Raw genomic sequence first — 19,208 nt, forward strand, 5'->3', positions numbered from 1 at the left:
TTACTGTGTTAAAAGGGATTCCTGATATTATCTCACCAGAACTTTTAAAAATATTACATGAGATGGGGCATGGCGATGATTTAGTCATTGGAGATGCCAACTATCCTGCAGCCAGTAATGGTAAAAGGCTCGTTCGCTGTGACGGTCATGGTGTTCCTCAATTACTGGATGCAATTTTGCAATTTTATCCTTTGGATAGTTATGTAGATCATCCTGTTTCCTTAATGCAAGTGGCGCCGGGGGATACAACGATTCCAGAAATTCATGAGGATATAAAAACAGTGGTTAGTAGGTATGAGGAACGGGGTGATAAAGTAATCGAATATGTAGAGCGTTTTGCCTTCTATGAAAGAACAAGAAAGGCTTATGCCATAGTTGCAACGACAGAGCGTAAATTGTATGGTTGTATGATTATCAAAAAGGGTGTAATAAAGTAGAGCCGATTCAATTGATATAGAGTATTTATTAATAATTTTAAAAAAAGATTGGCAATGTTTCATAAGAAATATTGCCAATCAGGTGTTATACTTTCTGTTCCGCGAAAAAAAGCCCTTGCATCTAGCAAGGGACAAGAAATATCTATTAACGTATTCTTTTCTCTATGGCGTTTTGCCAACGCTCTAGTGCCTGAGCGATGATGCTTCGAGGACAAGCTGCATTCAACCGCATATAACCTGCATAGGCATCACCAAACCAATATCCGTCATCCAGAGCAAGTTTTGCTTCGTTAATCATGAAGTTGTGAAGTTCATCTTTATTCATTCCTAACTTACGACAATCAATCCAGACTAGATAAGTGCCTTCTGGGAAGTTGGGATGAATTTGGGGGATATTTTTTTTGCAAAAATCTTGAATAAAGGAAAAATTGCCTTCAATATACTCCTTGACTTGCTGTAACCATTCATCACCATAACGGTAAGCTGCTTCTGATGCTACTAAACTAAAGCAGTTATTTCTTCTTATATCTAGGTTTCCTAATATTTCATCAAATTTATTACGATCATTAGCATTGGGAAAAATGGTAATAGATGCCTGTAAACCTGCTAAATTAAAGGTTTTACTAGGAGCAATGCAAGTATATGTGTTCTTACGGAATTCCTCAGAAATCATGGCAAAAGGTGTATGCTTATGTCCAGAAAATACTAAGTCAGAATGAATTTCATCAGCAATAACAACAATCCCATGTGCTAGACAGATCTCGCCTAAGCGAACTAACTCGTCTTTTCTCCACACTCGACCAATTGGGTTATGCGGACTGCATAAAAGAAGCATCTTAGCGCCACTTTTAGCTAAGCTTTCCAGATGATCATAATCCATTTCATATTGCCCATTCACTAGCTTTAATGGATTTTCTAGGAGTGTCCGTCCATTGTTTTTTACCACATCAAAAAATGGATAATAGACTGGTGGCTGAATAATAATATTATCCCCTGGTTGTGTAAAGTGCTGAATCAATAAACTTAATGATGGCACAACACCTGGACAGTGGATCATCAACTGCGTATCCGTAGTCCATTCATGCTTATTCATAAGCCATTGTTGAATTGCTTGAAAATAGGAATCCGGTCTGGAGGTATAGCCAAAAATTCCTTGCGCTGCACGAGATTGAATTGCTTCAATGATAGGATTAGCCACTTTGAAATCCATATCAGCAACCCACAAGGCAATGAGATCGTCCTTCCCAAATTTTTTCCCCAATTCATCATACTTAGCAGCAAAGTTACTGGATCGGTCCAGTACCGTGTCAAAATCATATTTCATATTTGATCATCCGCCTAACGTATTAGTGATTTGGGATGAAGTATTACTATCATTCCTTACTACTAGACATTCTTCTTAATAGCTTAAATTCCTTTTAGCGGCTGATAATTATCAAAAAATGATGTTCTATGACATGTTTAGTTTAATTATAAATACTAACAGAATAATTTGGAAATACATATATAGGAATTAGCTTTATATGGTATAATTAGTTTAATATGGATATTGTGGAGGTTGGTCAAGGATGGCTGTTGCAATTAGTCGCTATAAATTATCTCAAATCTTGCCAGGCATGGAAGTAGGACGACCTATATTAGATCGAAATGGCATGGTTTTGCTAACAGAGGGTACTATGCTAAATGAAAATCTTTTGAAACGCTTATCAAGATTAGGTTTATCTGAAATTGATATAAAAGAGCAGTCCTTAGTCGATAGTGGATCGATCTTGTTCGATAATGAGCAGCTTAAAATTTATCAGAATGCCGTTAGCAAGGTGAAAGATCTGTTTAGAACGATAATAGTTGATAAGAAGGTGCCATTGCGTCAATTTCAAAATATAGCTTGCAACCAAGTAGCTCCTCTTGTTGCTTCTCAATTTGCAATTAATTACTTAAATTTGGAGGGGCCTCGCGAGGACTATACTTATTGTCACAGTATTAATGTTGCTTTACTATCAGGACTTATTGGCAAGTGGTTACATTATAGCCCCGAGGCAATAAATCAACTCATTCTCGCAGGATTATTACACGATGTAGGAAAAACTCAAATACCCATATCAATATTAGGAAAGATAGGTACCCTAACGAAAGATGAGATGCAGTTAGCACAACTTCATGCCACTCATAGTTATCGTTTGCTAAGCAGTATACCAGGAATTTCTCCCTCTGTCGTCTTTGGAATCTTACAGCATCATGAACGATTAGACGGTAGCGGTTATCCTGGCAATTATAGTCATGAAAAAATACATCCTTATGCTAGAATTATTGCAATTGCAGATATTTATGACGCAATGACTTCTGATAGAGCGTATAATAATAAAGTAACTCCTTTTTTGGCGGCAGATGCATTAGCTTCAGGCATGATTGCCAAATTAGATGTTGGAATCTGTACTACTTTTCTTGAACAGTTCCGCTATAGTATCTTAGGAAACTCTGTACAGCTAGCGGACGGACAAGAGGGAGAAATTGTGCATTTGGGAGAGTTTCTAAATCCAAATCCAATCATCAAATGTTCTGATGGAAAAATTATCCAACTTGATAATTGGAAGGGAATTTCAAAAGTAAAGCCTGTGGCTAGTCTTATTAGATAACTGCTTAGTATATAGTTATTTTCAAACTTTTTACACCTTTCCTTTATAGGATAGGTGTATTTTAATACGTTCTTTTGCGATAGGAATTGTTGACAAAAGTGAGGGATGAGATTATACTTCATTCGAAATAGATATGAAATTTGTTAATTTTACATAGTATTAGGAGAGGAGGGGTATGATGCATTGGAGATCATTTACTATTGGTGCTATGGTAGTGTTTGCTTTTATAGGCGTGTATTTGTTTTTTAATGGAGTTCCGGATTCTTCACAATCATCTCCTAGTCCAGTAGTGGAAACACCGATTCCTTTTGATGCTGTGAAGATCACACCACTTAGAGTTATTAGTGGAAAGGAAGTTCCTTTTGAAGGTAAAATAGAATTGAAACAAGTCATTGCAGGAAAGTTTGCTCAGAAAATAAATGTTGTCAATTTCCAAGCTAAAGGTGAGCATGCTGAAAAATCAAAGCTTATTATTTTATGGGAGAACGGTGAGGTCGAAACAATTTATCCTGGCACAAGGGATCGCGTTTTACCCCCTGAAAGAAGGGCAATCCAGATAACAGTCGTAGGATATAGTGTGCGGGAAAGGCGCATTTTTCAAGACTCCAATCGTAAAGGGTATCTTACTTGGGAAATCCATTATGAGCCTACTGAACTGTAAAATTGAACTTTGAACTCACGTGTTGCAATAAGAAAGGAAATTATGATGTCATTACATTTAGAATTAATTTATTTAGAAAATAGCGGTTTTGTCGTAGAAACAGATAAACATGTTCTGGTTTTTGATTATTATCAAGATGCTGCAGGTACGGTTGCCCAATTAATAGCAGCGGGGAAAATGCTATATGTTTTTTCGTCTCACAGGCATCATGATCATTTTAATCCGATCATTAGTACGTGGCAAAATAACGTAGCAAAATTTTTTTTGAGTGATGATATTGACAACTTACCTGGCGTTAATGAGGAAAAAATTGAGTATATGCGTCCCTACGAGACGAGTGTGCAAGATGGCATAAGAGTCAAAACATATGGGTCTACCGATGTAGGGGTTTCTTTTGCTGTGGAAGTGGATGGTTGGCGCCTATTTCATGCTGGCGACCTTAATTGGTGGCATTGGAAATGGGATCATAAATATAATCTTATGTTGGCTAAAGATCTATTTATAAAAGAAATGGATAAATTAGATGGTTTAAAGCTTGATATAGCTTTCTTTCCAGTAGATAGTCGGTTGGAAGAATATCGAGCAATTGGGGTAAAAGAATTTTGCCGTAGAGTAGATGTAGGACAATTGGTAGCAATGCATACGCGTGGAGAAAGATGGGCACCACCCATTGGCTTTTTTGGTAAGGGAAAGTCGGTTGCTACTTGGTGCCCCGTTTTTTCAGGGGATAAGTTAAAAGTAACAAAAGAATAGTTCTCGTAACTCTTATTATTAAAAAACTTTAAATTGGATTGCTCATTATCGGGTTGGAGAAATAATGAGCAATCCAATTTAATTTTCCAAATATTCAATAAAATTGTAGAATATATAAAGTATGAGTGATATAATAATACTAAGGAGATGATAATATGCTTAAGAACTATCCATCAACTTCCTTATTTATATTATCAGTAGCAGTCTTCTTGGGTATTTTATTGATTCAACCAATCGTTGGGCCGTGGCATGTGTCTTGCTCTATAACGTTAGAAGTATTAAGATTTACGGCATCTGTTACTTGTGCATTTTTCTTTTTCTGTGCTGTGATCGAAAATGCTCATAATATGTTTTTTAGAAATCGGCACCATTAAAAAAAATTACTTCGAAAGGTCAATAAAGCTACTAAATATAGTTAGTGCTACAGGCCCAACAGCTGTCCTTTATATGGACAGCTGTTTTTTGCAAGTAAAGAGAGATGGACTATTGCCTATATATTGGATATACTAAGAAAATATAGTCTATATACTACTAAAGAACAATCAATGGGCATCTTGTAGCTAGTAAGAAAGGTTTATTAATAATAAAAGTGTAATAAAATATTTATGGGATGATCATAATGTCTAATAAGCGTGTACTATAGCAATTGTGGGATGTTCTAATAGCTGTGTATTGCTAAGGAGGAAAAAAGATGGTAACGACAAAGTTTAAACGAATTCATTTAGTGGTGATGGACTCTGTAGGAATAGGGGAAGCACCTGATGCGGCGAAGTTTGATGATGTTAATGTAGATACGTTTGGTCATATTGCTCAAGCATGTGGTGGCTTAAATATGCCTAATATGGGAAAACTCGGTATTTCAAACATACGGGATATTGAAGGAATTGAGCCTGAAAAACATCCTCTTGGTTATTATACGAAAATGCAAGAGTTATCGAATGGCAAGGATACAATGGCAGGCCATTGGGAATTCATGGGACTTTTTACGGAAAAACCATTTCGCGTATTCCCTCAAGGGTTTCCCAAAGAATTAATTCAGCAAATTGAGGAGAAGACGGGACGGAAAGTGATTGCTAATCGGCCAGCAAGTGGTACCGAAATCATAGAGGCTCTAGGGGAAGAGCATATGAAAACAGGAGCACTCATTGTTTATACCTCTGCTGATTCTGTTCTGCAAATTGCTGCACATGAAGAAATAATTCCAATAAAAGAACTCTATGAAATCTGTGAGTTTTGTCGCAAAATTACGCTGGAAGAGCCTTATAAAGTAGGACGCATTATTGCTCGTCCTTTTATTGGAGAGCCAGGTAAGTTTACTCGTACTGCCAATCGCCATGATTATGCGCTAAAACCTTTTGGTCGTACAGTGATGAATGAGTTGAAAGATGCTGATTACGAAGTAATTGCTTTAGGTAAAATTTCTGATATCTATGCTGGTGAAGGGGTCACGAAATCCATTCATACGATATCGAATATGGACGGTATAGACAAATTACTAACCGTTTTTGATGAAAAATTTACTGGTCTTAGCTTTCTAAATTTAGTAGATTTTGATGCCTCATACGGACACCGTCGTGATCCTCGTGGTTATGGACAAGCCCTGGAAGAATATGATGCTCGTTTACCGGAAGTGCTGGCTAAAATGACGAATGAAGATTTATTAATTATTACTGCCGATCATGGAAATGATCCAACTTATCGCGGTACAGACCATACACGGGAATACGTACCTTTACTTATTTATTCCCCTCTTTTTTCTGGAGGGAAGGAGTTGCCTATAAGAACCACATTTGCGGATATCGGTGCTACTATAGCAGAGAACTTTAATGTAAAGATGCCAGAGTACGGTACTAGTTTTTTACAAGACTTGACATAAAGTAATATAAAACCGAATAAAAATGCACCACTCACTCAATAGTGTGGTGCATTTTTGTGTCGGATACTAGAGAATCCTATTCAAACTTTACCACCAGACACTGCGTAGAAATAAATTTAGAAGGGGATCAAAAGAAAGTGGAGAATATTAACTATAAAATAAAGATGATAATAAAGTTAACGTAATTTTAGGGGGATAACTATGAAGAAATGGAGAATTTTCGTTCTTGCCTTGTTGGTTGGGCTTTGTTTTACCAGCTATACGTATGCAACTTATTCGCCTAGTTTTAATGATAGACCGACTGTGTTTGATCCAGGCAAGATTAGAGGATATTTTCTATGGCAAGATAAAGAGGGGGTTCATTTGCGAACTACATCCAATGGGGGCATCCATAATTTTAGTGGAACGGTGCGTACCGACGGCCGATTTAAGAATGTTTTAGAAAGCTATAAAGGCGATAGTGACTATCTTGAAGTGAATAAAAGCCAAAATAAGATAAAATACAATATCACGGCTTCTGAAGAGGAAGAGGGAATTGATTTTCAGCTTTCTTATGGGAGTTATATAAAATTTAGCTTATCCTTAGATAGCGAAGCTATCAATCCTAATGAAGTTTTTATAGGAAAAGATGGATGGCATCCCGTCAGTCATGATTTTACTATTCTGTATGATGGAGATTATACAAAATACATAGATGGACAAACTATTCTAATCATTGATAGTAGATTTGGGTGGCCAAGAGGGCCAGGTCAAGGCAGAGATTAATAAATAATAGGAGGTATGCTAATTATGGATGAAAATAAAGATAACATTACAGTTATAGGAAATGAAGAAGCTAACTCTGAGCAAGAACCTCCTAAAAAGAAAAGTAGATGGGGTTGGTTTACTAGCATCGGCGGTGTTCTACTGCTTTTAAAAGCCTCAAAGATATGGGCAATCATAAAGGGAGCGCTTATATTCCTTAAACTCGGTAAATTCCTTACTACAGGCTTGTCGATGATGCTAACCGTCGTTATATATACTTTTATATATGGCTGGAAATATGCAGTAGGGATTGTATTATTGTTGTTTGTACATGAAATGGGACATCTGGTTGCGTCTAGAAGGTTAGGTATCAATACGAGCTTGCCAATGTTTATTCCTTTTCTCGGTGCAATCATCCAAATGAAAGAAGCACCGAAAGATGCAAAGACTGAATCTATCGTTGGCATTGCTGGTCCAATTTTCGGAGCCTTGGGAGCATTTGTATGTCTTTGGATTGGAGAAATATTTGACTCTATGTTACTATATGCTTTAGCTTATTTCGGCTTCTTTTTAACTGTTTTTAATTTGATTCCAGCCCATCCACTTGATGGTGGACGTATTGTAACTGCTATATCCTTAAAGCTTTGGCTCGTTGGTATTCCTATAATGCTCTTTTTTTCCTTGTACTTCTTCAACCCTATCGGAATTTTAATTTCTATATTGGCAGTAAAAAAAGCATGGGAAGTTTGGAAAGATCGAGAGAATCCGTATTATGATACTGATCCAGGATTTCGTCTAAAAATGGGCTTTTCCTATTTTGCTCTTTTTGCTCTGTCAGCCTATTATACTTACAATTTACATGAAACGCTGAATAGACACTAATTTTAGCAAATGTTACTTATTTACCACCCAAAGGAAACTTATTAAATTAGCTTTTTAACTCCCTTGTTTTAACCTAGGATATTTGGGATAATAATAAAAAGATTGTAACTTTGACAACGTAAGAGAATAGGATTGATTTTAAGTTTGGAAAAGAGGATTATGAATGATTAAAGAATCCATTTATGGATTGACATTAGATCAACTGGTAATATGGCTTGGGGAGCGTGAACATAAAAAGTCTAGGGCAGTGCAAGTATGGGATTGGCTTTATAGGAAGCGGGTGAGAAGTTTCTCAGAAATGACGGATGTTAATAAAGAATGTATTGAATTATTAGCAGATCATTTTGCCATCCAAACCCTAAGTGAACATTTACGCCAAGAATCAGAAGATGGAACGATTAAATTTTTGTTCAAGTTACAGGATGATAACCTGATTGAAACCGTGTTAATGAGGCACAAATTCGGTTTGTCTGTTTGTGTTACAACCCAAGTAGGCTGTAATATAGGATGTAGTTTTTGTGCAAGTGGACTACTGACGAAAAATCGTGATTTATCCAGTGGCGAAATTGTAGAACAAATTATGAAAGTCCAGCATTATTTAGATAAAAGGAACCAAGATGAAAAGGTAAGTCATGTTGTGGTAATGGGTATCGGAGAGCCATTTGATAATTTTAAAAATATAGTAGATTTTTTGCTGATTATTAAAGATCATAAAGGACTTGCCATTGCGGGAAGACGTATTACCGTATCTACTAGTGGTCTTGCAAACAAAATTATAGAATTTGCCGATGCTAACTTGCAAGTAAATCTGGCGGTTTCATTGCACGCACCCAATGAAGAACTTCGAACCCGGATCATGAAGATAAATCGTATCTTTTCAATTGAAAAAGTAATGCAGGCCGTTACTTACTATTTGAAGAAAACGAATCGTAGGATTACGTTGGAATATATTTTATTAAAGAACGTGAATGATAGTAGAGAACATGCCCTAGAGCTTGCTCATTTGATTGGTGATAAAAAGCATCTTACAAATGTTAACTTAATTCCTTATAATCCAGTGGATGAGCACAGCCAATATCAAAGAAGCGACCTAGATTCTATGCGGGCATTTTATGATACACTAAAAAAGCAAGGTATTAATTGTAGCAATCGCCTGGAGCATGGAACAGATATTGATGCTGCTTGTGGGCAGTTAAGAAGCAAACAAATCAAAAAAATGTAGAAAGTAACCTAATATAGGAGTTTGTATTCGGATGATGAGGTGAAAAGTGAAAATAGCGATATTGGTCAGGGAAGAAACTATGCAACGTTGTACAGGTAGGGGATGTCTTAACGCTTTCTTTCAGAGAAAGGATGCCTTTGAAAGATATGAAGAAGATGTTCAGCTTGTTACTTTTTCTCATGCTGGTGGTGATATTGATCATAAAATTGAGACAATGATAAAAAACGGGGTGGATGTGGTGCATTTATCTTCCTGCATGCGAGGGAAAGCAGCGAATTATGAAACTTTGGCAAAACGCCTTGGAGAGCACTTTGATGTTATTGGATACACCCACGGATCAGAAGAAGGCAAGGGACAAAAAACAATAAACATTAAGAAAAAGTTATAATGGATGAACGCCTGTATCCTCGAAATTTTGAGGGTACGGGCGTTTTTCATATATCAGTGGAGTATATACAAGTATCACTGGACGCCAAGTGGTCGCAATTTCACCCCAATTATGATGAAATGATTCAAGTATATAACGATACCATTAGTAAGCTTGAAGAAGTTCATACTTCATTGGCAGGAGCGGCTGATAGTGATGGATTGATAGGAGCCTATAACCGTAGATCTTTTGATAAAACATTAGAATTAATTAAATGTGAACTACAGTCAGGATCCCTTACCCCAGTAGGAATTATGCTATTAGACCTGGATAACTTTAAGCGCCAAAATGATACAAGTGGTCATATAGCTGGTGATGATATTTTGAAAAGGTTTACAGATATAGCGCAATCAGTTGTAGGAAATCGAGCCATATTTCGGTTCGGTGGAGATGAATTTGCGATTATTTTACGCAATATCCCAGATACAACGTTTATGTTATATGCAGAACAAATTGGCTAGTAATTGATTCAAATTATAATGGTCACGCAGTTTTGAAAATAAGAATAAAAAAGAAAACAACTACTGAAATGTAGTTGTTTTCTTACATGGAAAATTTGGTTATGTTGGTTAAAGTTTTATTTTAGCAGGAACAACTATCGTTATCGTTAAAGCAGCACAGCAGCAAAAGGATGATGATTATAATCACAACTCCACCGTTATTATGACCATGACCGCCGCCGCATCCAAAACCCATAATAAACCCTCCTCTTATAATCCATATGTAGTACTTACGCTGTATTGTATGATTAAGATAGAAAAATGTTAAAGAATATTTTGCGTCTAAAGTATATAGGGTACACTTCAGAAAATGAATCTTGTTATATGCTTGCTTCTTATTTAGAAATGAAAAAACGCGGAAAAATCGTTTGCGATTTCCTCCGCGTTTTTTTCATTACATTAAGTGACTTTACGTTTAAAGTAGTTACTGTTGTAAACGATTCTTTAAAATCACTAAGCGAGCTGGGATTTTAATAACTCCTGTACCCAAGCTGACACCTAAGAGGACAAGAAAAAGAGCAACAAAATGATACCAGTTTAGTTGTTCTCCTAAGAAGAAAGCCGAGGCAAGAACACCTACTATGGGAGAAGCATTTTGGAAAAGGGAGGCTGTGGAAGCTCCTACTTTTTGTATCGCTGTGTTCCACCACAAAGCCCCTAATGCCGTACTCAAAAAGCTCGAAGACAGTAGCACAATAATTGGCCAAAAACCGAAACTGCCAGGGTAGCTCCATTCAGGGTTCACAGATAGCCCTAGTATCAATAATCCAATAGAAGCTAAGGTATGGCTATAAGCTGTTACGACTAAGGGAGAAACGGATACAGTAGCTTTTTTAACAAATAAAGAACCGATTACAAAGGTAATGGTTGCAATTAACACAACTCCATCACCAAAAAGTGTGGCACCGCCTTGTGATTTACCTGAGACGACCAGCAGCAACCCGCCAAATCCCAAAAGAATAGCAATTCCTTTTTCCCAGGTAAATTCTTCTTTTAGGAGATAGCCAGCAGAAGTAGTTGTAAACAATGGATTTAAGCCCAAAATAAGAACAGCATGCATTCCGCTGGTAGCAGTTAACCCTATGTTAAGTGCAATTTGGTGGAGAAAAATACAAAACGTGGAAACCCCAATAATAGGAAGCCATTCTTTGTGAGAAAGCTTTTTGTATCCATGTTTTTTAAAGACGAGAGGTAAGAGTAAGGCGCTTGCTAGACATAAACGAATAGGAGCTAATGCCAATGGCGGGAAAAAACTAGTGAGATATTTAATTGCGACTACATTGAGTCCCCATAGAATTACAACTAGAATCAGCAGGAAGAATACATGCCGATTGTCATTTACCTTTGTCAAATTCCGTCACTCCGATACAAATTATAATTCCTTATCTTATCACAGCATGCTAGAAAGGAAAAGTATAATTTCTTGTATCATTGTTTAATGGTAATAAAATGGCGGGAAAAAATCCGTTTTAAAAATGAAAATCTTTAAAGCCTAGGACTAATTCCTCAATAAATTTATCAGTGGCTGCTGATAAAAATCTGTCTTTTCGATAGATAAGTCCCATTTCTTTTTTCATAGCAGGGTTTGCTATCGAAACAGTTTGAATGCGTTCATCTGCAAAACTGTTGATGTAGGATCGAGGAAGAATCGTGACTGCAATATTACGGCCTACGATCTCAAGCAAGTGTTCAAAGGGCATCATTTCGATTATTGGGTTAAACAAAAAACCAAGTTCTTCTGTAGCATGGTCAATAAATTGCCGGATGATGTACTTGGGAGGGAGTAGCACAATGGGGATTGATTTAAGCATATCAAGGTTCACTGATTTTTGTTTGCTAAGTTCGTTTTTTTTGCATACGGCTAGACATAATTCTTCTGCGTATAAATAAAGAGTTGCTAGCTGCAGGTCGTCTAATGGTAAAAAAGCAATTCCAATATCTAACTCATTTTTAAGTAGCTTTTCTTTTATTTCTTCTGTTGATAGTTGGACAATGGAAAATTTAATACCTGGATAACGAGTATGAAATTTTACGATTGAAGAGATCAGTAGATGACTTCCGGAACATCCTACAGCAAGGCTGCCCCTTTCTAAACCTTGTAATTCTCCGATGGCAGTATGAGCTTGTTTCAATTCACCAAAAATTTGCAAACAATGTTGATATAGAATTTCTCCCGCCTGGGTGACAAGAACCTTTTTGCCAACTCTGTCAAAAAGAAGGGCATCCACCTCACTTTCTAAAATTCTAATTTGTTGACTTAAAGTAGGCTGAGATATGCCAAGCTTTTCAGCAGCTTTCGTAAAGTGAAGTTCTTTATACATTGTCATAAAATACTCCAAATGCCTGAGTTCCATTGTTTTCACATCCGATCATAGTTTATAACTATGATTATACTAAAAATTATTAGATTGATCAATTATAGGCTGTTGCATATAATGAGAGCAACCAATAGATTTTAGTTACGGAGGATGATTGTTATGAAATATAAAGAATTTGTATTTCTTTTAATATGTAACTTATTATGGGCAGGAAATTTTATATTTGGTAAATTTGTTATTCAAGAGTTCTCTCCACTCTGGATTACTTTTCTGCGTTGGATGATTGCAGTCAGCATTCTAGTTCCCGTTGCAGTGGTACATGACAATTTGAACTATACAAAGATGAGAAGTATACTGAAAGAATCTTGGCCGGCGTTAACTTGCATGGGGATATCGGGAGGAATATTATTCAATGTATTTACTTATTCAGCCTTGCAATATACTTCTCCAACGAATGGATCGTTAGTTTTTTCCTTAACACCTGCTATCACAATGATTTTTTCTTATCTTATTTGGAAGGAAAAAGTTTCGATAATGCAGATGGCAGGGTTAAGTATTTCCTTTTTGGGTGTGGTGGTTTTATTGACAAGTGGGAATATACTGCAGGTGTTTCAAATGGATTTTAATAGAGGAGATTTACTCATGATAGGAGCGGATCTTTGTTGGATGATATATGCCTTTTCATGCAAGAAATCAGCTACTGTACCGCCGATTACTGCGATAGCCCTTTCCTCATTCATTGCAATATTCATTATGATTCCCTTTCTTATGCTGCAGCCTCTTGATTTTCATCAGGTAACTCGTACCGGAATAAACGGGGTTCTTTATATAGGTGTTTTTGCCTCGGTGTTTGCGTTTATCTTATGGAATATGTCCCTTCGCATAGTTGGTGCTAGTAAAGCAAATCTTACAGTCAATTTAATCCCTGTTTATACGGCTGCTATTGCTATTTTTATCGGAGAACAAGTTTCTGCAGCCCAACTATGGGGTGGGGCAATGGTATTAACAGGATTAGTTTTAACAAGTCAAAAACGCAAAGAATTGATTTGTATTCGTGTCAATAAACAAGAGGTTGATTTGGGTGAGGTTACTATCAAGCGCCCTCATTGTGTAAATTGAGTTTTAAATCGGATGTGAGATTAAAACGACCTAGCTGTAGATTAGAGCCTTCATATCTAGGTCGTTTTTTCTATGATAGTGCGTAATGAGTGATTGCTAAACGCAAATAACAGAAATATATTGACATAATAATTTAAATTGCATACAATATAGTTGTAAACAATGAAAATTTGTAATAGAAATATAATAATTGCAACTCGTAATGCTAGGATGTGAAACTATGAGTAAGAAGGTAAAACAGGTAGATTTATTAATTATTGGTGCAGGTGTAGCTGGATTAACAGCTGGTATTTATGCTGGTAGGCTCAAGCTTAATACTTTAATTATCGAAGATGAAATCATTGGCGGGCAAATCCGGGACGCTTATATTATTGAAAATTATCCTGGGTTTAGCAGTATTAGTGGCAGTGATTTAATTGATAAAATGCAAGAACAGGCAATTAATTCAGGGGCAACGATTGATGAGTTTGATAGTGTAGTATCGGTAAAATTAACGGACAATGAAAAAATCATTGAAAGTGAAAATTATATATATAAGCCAAAAGCTGTGATTATTGCGGCTGGTGCCAAACGCAAGGAATTACCTATACCGGAAGAAAAGAAATTTCGTGGAAATGGTATCCATTATTGTGAAATATGTGATGGACATTTATACGAAGGAAAACATATTGCGGTTGTTGGCGGTGGAAGTTCAAGTGTTGGAGCTGCTATATTTTTGTCTAAATATGCAGAGAAAATTACCCTAATTCACCGTTCCGAGTATTTAAGAGCAGATAAAAAAAATCAAGAAGAGTTATTTAATAACAAAAAGATAAACTTTTTGTGGAATACACAAGTGAAACAGGCTATGGGTAATGAGTTGTTAGAATCTGTACTTTTAGAAAATGTTAATACAAAAGAAAATACAGAATTAAAGTTGGATGGAATCTTTGTAAATATTGGTTCGGTTCCTAGAACTGCTATGTATAAAGAGTATATAAACATAGATAGTTATGGTAATATTGAAGCCAGTGAAACTTGTGAAACAAATGTAAAAGGTGTTTTTGCAGCGGGAGATGTGAGGGTTAAAGGGGTAAGGCAGTTAACAACTGCTGCAAGTGATGGAACCATCGCTGCATTAATGGCTGAAAAGTATATATTACAACAATAAATAGGGGAATTAGGGTGGTAAAATAATTCGGCGTAGACAATATTGTCTACGCCGAATTTAGATTAAAGAATTAGTCACTGTATTCCATTTGCGTATTATCTATAGAAGTTTTGTGTATTGTTGTAAACAAATTCAAGAAATGGCGGGCGGCAGTAGATAGATAGCGATTTCGCATCCAAATGACAGCAGCAGTTGTCTCGATGCTAGGGTTAATAATTGTTTTAAATACTAGATTCGTATTTGGGATAAGATCAATAGCAGCTCTTGGTACAACTGCTATTCCAACATCTGCATCTGCCCAAGCTAAGATAGGCATCACGTCGTCACTTTTACATAGGAAATAAGGCTCAAAACCAGCTTGTAGACAATGATCAGTAATCATAGCTTCAAATTTACGATGAATCATTAAGGGTTTACCTGCAAGTTCTGAAAGCTGGATAGAATCTGGGGGTTCTCCTAAGGAATTAGGATTATTTTTATTGAGTGCGGCAACCAAAGGCTCATTAGATAACTTAATGGATTCATAGATTGCATCATCAAAAGAAAATCGGACTAATCCTATTTCAATTAATCCACTATTGAGCAGTTCAATAATTTGGCTAGACTCTCCTTCCCTTAACTCAAACTTCAGACTAGGATATTGATTCCGAAAAATACGAGCCACTCGCGGCAAAATTGTTGCCACTGAAGAGGAGGCTGTGCCGATGGACAAGGTGCCGTGGGTACCAGCCTCTATTTCTCTTATTTCCTTAACGGTAGTATCCATTAGCTCGAGTAACTGCTCGGCCTTTTTTCGCAAGAGATGTCCTGCTTCTGTTAACTGAATCTTTCGGTGTCCTCGTTCAAATAGCTTGGCCCCTAGATTATCCTCTAGTTGCTTCATTTGGCGACTAAGAGGTGGTTGAGCAATGTGCAAAATCTTCGCAGCTGTTGTAATATTGCCTTCTTCAGCAAGGGTAAGAAAATATTTCATTTCTCGAATACTCATCATAGTGGCCAACTCCTTCGCAAATATATACTTAAAAAGTATGGAACTTACATGATATTAGTATTATTAGTATGGAATTAATTCTGTTATAATTGTAAATTAAAGAACTATTACTAGTCAAATTTTGATTGATTCTGGATAAATGCTAGTTGGAATAAAACCTATTTTACTTATGGAAGGAGTATCTGGCATGGAAAGTGTTTTGACTACTTGTCCTTATTGTGGTACTGGCTGTACTTTTTATCTCAATACGGAACATGGTGAAATTATTAGCGTTAAGCCTAATCGCGAGAATGCCGTAAATAAAGGAAAACTTTGTTCTAAGGGTTATTTCGGCTTTGATTTTGTGCATCATCGTGACCGATTACAACAACCCTTGATTCGAAAAAATGGTGTATTGGTTGAAGCTACTTGGGAAGAGGCTATTTCACTTATTTCCACTAAATTAAAACATACAATTCAGGAATTTGGTTCTGATAGTATAGCGGCTTTCAGTTCAGCTAGGTGTACGAATGAAGAAAACTATCTAATGCAAAAACTGATGCGCGCAGTGGTTGGTACCAATAATATCGATCATTGCGCTCGTCTTTGCCATTCTCCTACGGTGGCTGGACTAGCTACGGCATTTGGGAGTGGAGCCATGACAAATTCAATTAACGAAATTGAAACAATGGGGCCTAAAGATGCTATTTTTGCCATAGGAACCAATACAACAGAATGTCATCCAGTTATGGGAGTTTTCATGTTGCAAGCCAAAGCACGTGGTACCAAACTGGTAGTAGCTGATCCTCGCGAAATTGATTTAGCAAGACATGCGGATGTCTGGTTACAGCATAAGCCTGGAACGGATGTAGCACTACTGAATGCAATTTCACAGGTCATTCTTAAGGAAGGACTAGAAGATCGTGCTTTTATAAAAGCTCGTACAAATAACTTTGCGGCTTTTAAAGAAACCGTAAAACGATATACACCTCAATATGCTGAATTAATTACAGGTGTTCCCGCAGAAAAGATTATTAAAGCTGCTAAGATTATTGGGCAGGCAGATCATACTGCAACCTATTATACAATGGGAATTACCCAGCATACTAGTGGCGTGGATAATGTACTGTCTGTTGCCAATCTTGCAATGATCACAGGCAATCTTGGTAAGGAAAAAACAGGGGTAAATCCTCTTCGCGGACAGAACAATGTGCAAGGGTCTTGTGATATGGGAGCTTTACCTAACGTGTATCCGGGATATCAGCCTGTCAAAGATAGTACTATCAAAGCAAAATTTGAGGAAGCCTGGAAAACATCACTCAGTGATGAAATTGGCCTGACGATTCCTGAAGTACTGCATGGAATTGAAGAAGATCGGGTAAAAGCACTTTATGTATTTGGTGAAAATCCCATGCGGAGTGATCCTGATATTAACCATGTAAAACATTGTTTAGAACAGGTGGATTTTTTGGTTGTACAAGATATCTTCTTAACTGAGACAGCAGAACTGGCAGATGTTGTGCTACCTGGAACGACCTTTGCTGAGAAAGATGGTACTTTTACGAGCACGGAAAGACGAGTACAACGGATTCGTAAAGCAATTGAACCAAGAGGTAACAGTCGTCCCGACTGGAAGATTATTGGCGATATAATGAATGCTATGGGAGATTTAACAGAGTATTCTTCTCCGCAAAAAATTTACGAAGAAATGCAGAGCGTGACTCCATCTTACGCTGGAATTACCTACTCACGCATTGAAAAGGGTGGGATACAGTGGCCTTGTAGTGATATAGAACATCCTGGAACACCTATTTTGCATGTCGGGGCATTTAATCGAGGGATTGGAGCGTTTACTGCCGCTGATTATCGAGATCCAGCGGAATTGCCTGATCAAGAGTACCCGCTTATGTTGACAACTGGTAGGGTAGTAGCCCATTATCATACTGGTTCCATGACTCGCCGAAGCTGGGGACTACACGGAACCCACCCTGAGGGATACTTAGAAATTAATCCTCTAGACGCAAAAAGATTAAATATAGAAGATGAGGAATTAATTCGGGTTTCTTCGAGACGGGGTTCAATAACAACCAAAGCTCAGGTAACGAAAAGAGTTCCAGAGGGACTAACATTTATAACCTTTCATTTTACGGAGAGCCCTGGTAATATGCTTACCAATAGTGCCTCAGATCCTGTTTGTCAAATTCCAGAATTTAAAGTGTGTGCTGTTAAAGTTGAAAAACTATAAAAGTTTAGAAGTAGCAGCGACAATGAAGGAGAGTACTTTCAAATGAAAAAAGAACTTCTGCCGGTAACACCCATTATACTAGCTGGTGGAAAAAGTACTAGAATGAAGGAAAATAAGTCTTTTGTTCAACTAACGTCAAAACCGATGATTGAAGTAGTATTGGAAAAGGTTTTAGCCATATTTTCACTACCTCCTATAGTAATAACGAATTCTTTTACAGAGTACTCCTACCTTGGTGTTAGACTAGAAAAAGATATTTTCCCACAGAAAGGGCCTTTGGCTGGGATTCATGCTGGTCTAAGTTATTCGTCTACCCACCAGACATTTATCGTAGGATGTGATATTCCTTTATTAGATCCTGCATTTATTCAATATATGCTCTACCAAGGCGATAGTTATGATATCGTCATTCCCGAAGAAGATGGCTATACACATCCTTTGCATGCTAGATACAGTAAAAACTGTATCCATTTTATTGAAAAGAAGTTGAAGCAGAATGAGGGAAAGATAATTTCGTTTTTCCCAGAAGTCAATGTGCGTTATATAAATAAAGTAGAAATCGCAGAATTCCCTTTCGCATGGCAGTCACTGATTAATGTAAATACCCGGGAGGATTTAAAAAGTGTTCAGTTTATTTTGAAAGGTCTTTTTAAAATATAGGAAGGAGGCTGTTTTCTTGAGTATTCATTTGAATTCATTTGTGTTAGCAGATCCAAAAAAATGTATCGGCTGTAAGGTTTGTGAAATAGCCTGTGCTGTAGCGCATAGAAGTGAAGAGATAAAAACCGTAGGCAATATGGACATTCCGGTTATGTCAAGGTTATATTTGGTAAATACCGCTGATGTTACGATGCCAATACAGTGTCGACATTGCGAGGATGCACCTTGTGCAAATATTTGCCCTGTTTTTGCTATTACGCAAGTTGATAATAAGATCATTATTAATGAAGAGAGTTGTATCGGTTGTAAAACTTGTATGATTGCTTGTCCTTTTGGCGCAATCGAACTTGCTCCTGCTTTTAAAGATGGAAAACCAGTGTTTCAAAGCCTTTTGACCTTGGATAGTGAAGAAGAGCTTAGTAGTAAACAAGCAGCAGTCGCTAGCAAATGCGATTTATGTAATGACAGGCTAAATGGACCTGCCTGTATAGAAGCTTGCCCTCGTCAAGCCCTTACCTATGTGAATGTTAAAAAAGAAAAGCAACGTCGGTGTACAGAAACAGCAAGTAAAATGGGTGCAAATATCAAAAATATTATAGTATAGGAGGATT

General features: G+C 37.0%; 20 protein-coding genes. 16 read left to right on the plus strand and 4 right to left on the minus strand.

Going from position 1 to position 19,208, the window contains the following annotated elements:
• The first annotated feature begins 5 nt into the window (after positions 1–5).
• A complete protein-coding gene (locus UFO1_RS09105) occupies positions 6–437 on the plus strand; it encodes an RbsD/FucU family protein (RefSeq protein ID WP_038670125.1) in 432 nt (143 codons plus the stop codon).
• 145 nt (positions 438–582) lie between these two features.
• On the opposite strand, the gene UFO1_RS09110 is transcribed toward UFO1_RS09105, so the two are convergent.
• Positions 583–1,761, minus strand: a complete 1,179-nt coding sequence (locus tag UFO1_RS09110) for a MalY/PatB family protein (protein ID WP_038670126.1) — start codon at positions 1,759–1,761, stop codon at positions 583–585.
• A gap of 244 nt (positions 1,762–2,005) precedes the next feature.
• Here UFO1_RS09110 and UFO1_RS09115 point away from each other — a divergent pair, with 244 nt between their 5' ends.
• The 10 genes from UFO1_RS09115 to UFO1_RS09160 all read left to right on the plus strand — a co-directional run bounded on the left by UFO1_RS09115 (position 2,006) and on the right by UFO1_RS09160 (position 10,096).
• Positions 2,006–3,070: an HD-GYP domain-containing protein gene (locus tag UFO1_RS09115; protein ID WP_038670127.1), complete on the plus strand. Its 1,065-nt coding sequence runs from the start codon at positions 2,006–2,008 to the stop codon at positions 3,068–3,070.
• A gap of 175 nt (positions 3,071–3,245) precedes the next feature.
• Entirely contained in the window at positions 3,246–3,731 is a 486-nt protein-coding gene (locus UFO1_RS09120; protein WP_236639365.1) for a hypothetical protein, read from the plus strand.
• A 42-nt stretch (positions 3,732–3,773) separates the two neighbouring features.
• On the plus strand, positions 3,774–4,484 hold the full coding sequence (locus UFO1_RS09125; protein ID WP_236639366.1) for an MBL fold metallo-hydrolase: 711 nt from the start codon (positions 3,774–3,776) through the stop codon (positions 4,482–4,484).
• Between the two features lie 155 nt (positions 4,485–4,639).
• Complete coding sequence (locus UFO1_RS09130; RefSeq protein WP_038670130.1) at positions 4,640–4,858, plus strand: hypothetical protein; 219 nt, start codon at positions 4,640–4,642, stop codon at positions 4,856–4,858.
• Positions 4,859–5,175: 317 nt separating this feature from the next.
• Positions 5,176–6,360, plus strand: a complete 1,185-nt coding sequence (deoB, locus tag UFO1_RS09135; protein WP_038670131.1) for a phosphopentomutase — start codon at positions 5,176–5,178, stop codon at positions 6,358–6,360.
• A gap of 201 nt (positions 6,361–6,561) precedes the next feature.
• Positions 6,562–7,125 carry a hypothetical protein gene (locus UFO1_RS09140; RefSeq protein ID WP_038670132.1) on the plus strand — a complete coding sequence of 188 codons (564 nt, stop codon included), beginning with the start codon at positions 6,562–6,564 and terminating at the stop codon, positions 7,123–7,125.
• Between the two features lie 24 nt (positions 7,126–7,149).
• Entirely contained in the window at positions 7,150–7,986 is an 837-nt protein-coding gene (locus UFO1_RS09145) for a site-2 protease family protein (RefSeq protein ID WP_038670133.1), read from the plus strand.
• Between the two features lie 163 nt (positions 7,987–8,149).
• Positions 8,150–9,208, plus strand: coding sequence for a 23S rRNA (adenine(2503)-C(2))-methyltransferase RlmN (rlmN, locus tag UFO1_RS09150; RefSeq protein WP_038670134.1), 1,059 nt, complete (start codon positions 8,150–8,152; stop codon positions 9,206–9,208).
• 46 nt (positions 9,209–9,254) lie between these two features.
• The gene (locus tag UFO1_RS09155; RefSeq protein ID WP_038670135.1) at positions 9,255–9,596 is read left to right on the plus strand and encodes a CGGC domain-containing protein; all 342 of its coding nucleotides are present in this window, start codon (positions 9,255–9,257) and stop codon (positions 9,594–9,596) included.
• Positions 9,596–10,096 (plus strand): GGDEF domain-containing protein, encoded by a 501-nt coding sequence (locus UFO1_RS09160; RefSeq protein ID WP_038670136.1) that lies wholly within the window; start codon positions 9,596–9,598, stop codon positions 10,094–10,096. Before UFO1_RS09155 ends, UFO1_RS09160 begins: the two co-directional genes overlap by 1 nt.
• Before the next feature lie 463 nt (positions 10,097–10,559).
• Here UFO1_RS09160 and UFO1_RS09165 read toward each other — a convergent pair whose 3' ends face one another.
• Positions 10,560–11,486 (minus strand): DMT family transporter, encoded by a 927-nt coding sequence (locus UFO1_RS09165; RefSeq protein WP_038670138.1) that lies wholly within the window; start codon positions 11,484–11,486, stop codon positions 10,560–10,562.
• Between the two features lie 118 nt (positions 11,487–11,604).
• Positions 11,605–12,489, minus strand: a complete 885-nt coding sequence (locus UFO1_RS09170; protein ID WP_038670140.1) for a LysR family transcriptional regulator — start codon at positions 12,487–12,489, stop codon at positions 11,605–11,607.
• A 123-nt stretch (positions 12,490–12,612) separates the two neighbouring features.
• Between UFO1_RS09170 and UFO1_RS09175 the strand changes: the two genes are divergently transcribed.
• Both UFO1_RS09175 and UFO1_RS09180 read left to right on the plus strand, forming a co-directional pair.
• On the plus strand, positions 12,613–13,572 hold the full coding sequence (locus tag UFO1_RS09175) for a DMT family transporter (RefSeq protein ID WP_051788880.1): 960 nt from the start codon (positions 12,613–12,615) through the stop codon (positions 13,570–13,572).
• A gap of 220 nt (positions 13,573–13,792) precedes the next feature.
• Positions 13,793–14,722, plus strand: a complete 930-nt coding sequence (locus UFO1_RS09180) for an NAD(P)/FAD-dependent oxidoreductase (RefSeq protein WP_038670142.1) — start codon at positions 13,793–13,795, stop codon at positions 14,720–14,722.
• Positions 14,723–14,792: 70 nt separating this feature from the next.
• Here UFO1_RS09180 and UFO1_RS09185 read toward each other — a convergent pair whose 3' ends face one another.
• Positions 14,793–15,713, minus strand: a complete 921-nt coding sequence (locus UFO1_RS09185) for a LysR family transcriptional regulator (protein ID WP_084159805.1) — start codon at positions 15,711–15,713, stop codon at positions 14,793–14,795.
• A gap of 187 nt (positions 15,714–15,900) precedes the next feature.
• Between UFO1_RS09185 and fdhF the strand changes: the two genes are divergently transcribed.
• Genes fdhF through UFO1_RS09200 form a run of 3 tightly spaced genes read left to right on the plus strand, consistent with a single transcriptional unit; the run spans position 15,901 to position 19,201 of the window.
• Positions 15,901–17,937, plus strand: a complete 2,037-nt coding sequence (gene fdhF / locus UFO1_RS09190; protein WP_038670143.1) for a formate dehydrogenase subunit alpha — start codon at positions 15,901–15,903, stop codon at positions 17,935–17,937.
• 42 nt (positions 17,938–17,979) lie between these two features.
• Positions 17,980–18,597, plus strand: coding sequence for a molybdenum cofactor guanylyltransferase (locus UFO1_RS09195; RefSeq protein WP_051788881.1), 618 nt, complete (start codon positions 17,980–17,982; stop codon positions 18,595–18,597).
• 16 nt (positions 18,598–18,613) lie between these two features.
• Positions 18,614–19,201: a 4Fe-4S dicluster domain-containing protein gene (locus UFO1_RS09200; protein WP_038670145.1), complete on the plus strand. Its 588-nt coding sequence runs from the start codon at positions 18,614–18,616 to the stop codon at positions 19,199–19,201.
• Positions 19,202–19,208 lie beyond the last annotated feature (7 nt).

Source organism: Pelosinus sp. UFO1 (genome assembly GCF_000725345.1).
Lineage (GTDB): Bacteria > Bacillota > Negativicutes > DSM-13327 > DSM-13327 > Pelosinus.

Coding starts and splice junctions, on each gene's coding strand:
- UFO1_RS09120 (WP_236639365.1), top strand. CDS start 3,246: ATGATGCATTGGAGATCATTTACTATTGGTGCTATGGTAGTGTTTGCT.
- UFO1_RS09180 (WP_038670142.1), top strand. CDS start 13,793: ATGAGTAAGAAGGTAAAACAGGTAGATTTATTAATTATTGGTGCAGGT.
- UFO1_RS09175 (WP_051788880.1), top strand. CDS start 12,613: ATGAAATATAAAGAATTTGTATTTCTTTTAATATGTAACTTATTATGG.
- UFO1_RS09140 (WP_038670132.1), top strand. CDS start 6,562: ATGAAGAAATGGAGAATTTTCGTTCTTGCCTTGTTGGTTGGGCTTTGT.
- UFO1_RS09185 (WP_084159805.1), bottom strand. CDS start 15,713: ATGATGAGTATTCGAGAAATGAAATATTTTCTTACCCTTGCTGAAGAA.
- UFO1_RS09115 (WP_038670127.1), top strand. CDS start 2,006: ATGGCTGTTGCAATTAGTCGCTATAAATTATCTCAAATCTTGCCAGGC.
- UFO1_RS09110 (WP_038670126.1), bottom strand. CDS start 1,761: ATGAAATATGATTTTGACACGGTACTGGACCGATCCAGTAACTTTGCT.
- UFO1_RS09195 (WP_051788881.1), top strand. CDS start 17,980: ATGAAAAAAGAACTTCTGCCGGTAACACCCATTATACTAGCTGGTGGA.
- UFO1_RS09160 (WP_038670136.1), top strand. CDS start 9,596: ATGGATGAACGCCTGTATCCTCGAAATTTTGAGGGTACGGGCGTTTTT.
- rlmN (WP_038670134.1), top strand. CDS start 8,150: ATGATTAAAGAATCCATTTATGGATTGACATTAGATCAACTGGTAATA.
- UFO1_RS09170 (WP_038670140.1), bottom strand. CDS start 12,489: ATGGAACTCAGGCATTTGGAGTATTTTATGACAATGTATAAAGAACTT.
- UFO1_RS09145 (WP_038670133.1), top strand. CDS start 7,150: ATGGATGAAAATAAAGATAACATTACAGTTATAGGAAATGAAGAAGCT.
- fdhF (WP_038670143.1), top strand. CDS start 15,901: ATGGAAAGTGTTTTGACTACTTGTCCTTATTGTGGTACTGGCTGTACT.
- UFO1_RS09130 (WP_038670130.1), top strand. CDS start 4,640: ATGCTTAAGAACTATCCATCAACTTCCTTATTTATATTATCAGTAGCA.
- deoB (WP_038670131.1), top strand. CDS start 5,176: ATGGTAACGACAAAGTTTAAACGAATTCATTTAGTGGTGATGGACTCT.
- UFO1_RS09125 (WP_236639366.1), top strand. CDS start 3,774: ATGATGTCATTACATTTAGAATTAATTTATTTAGAAAATAGCGGTTTT.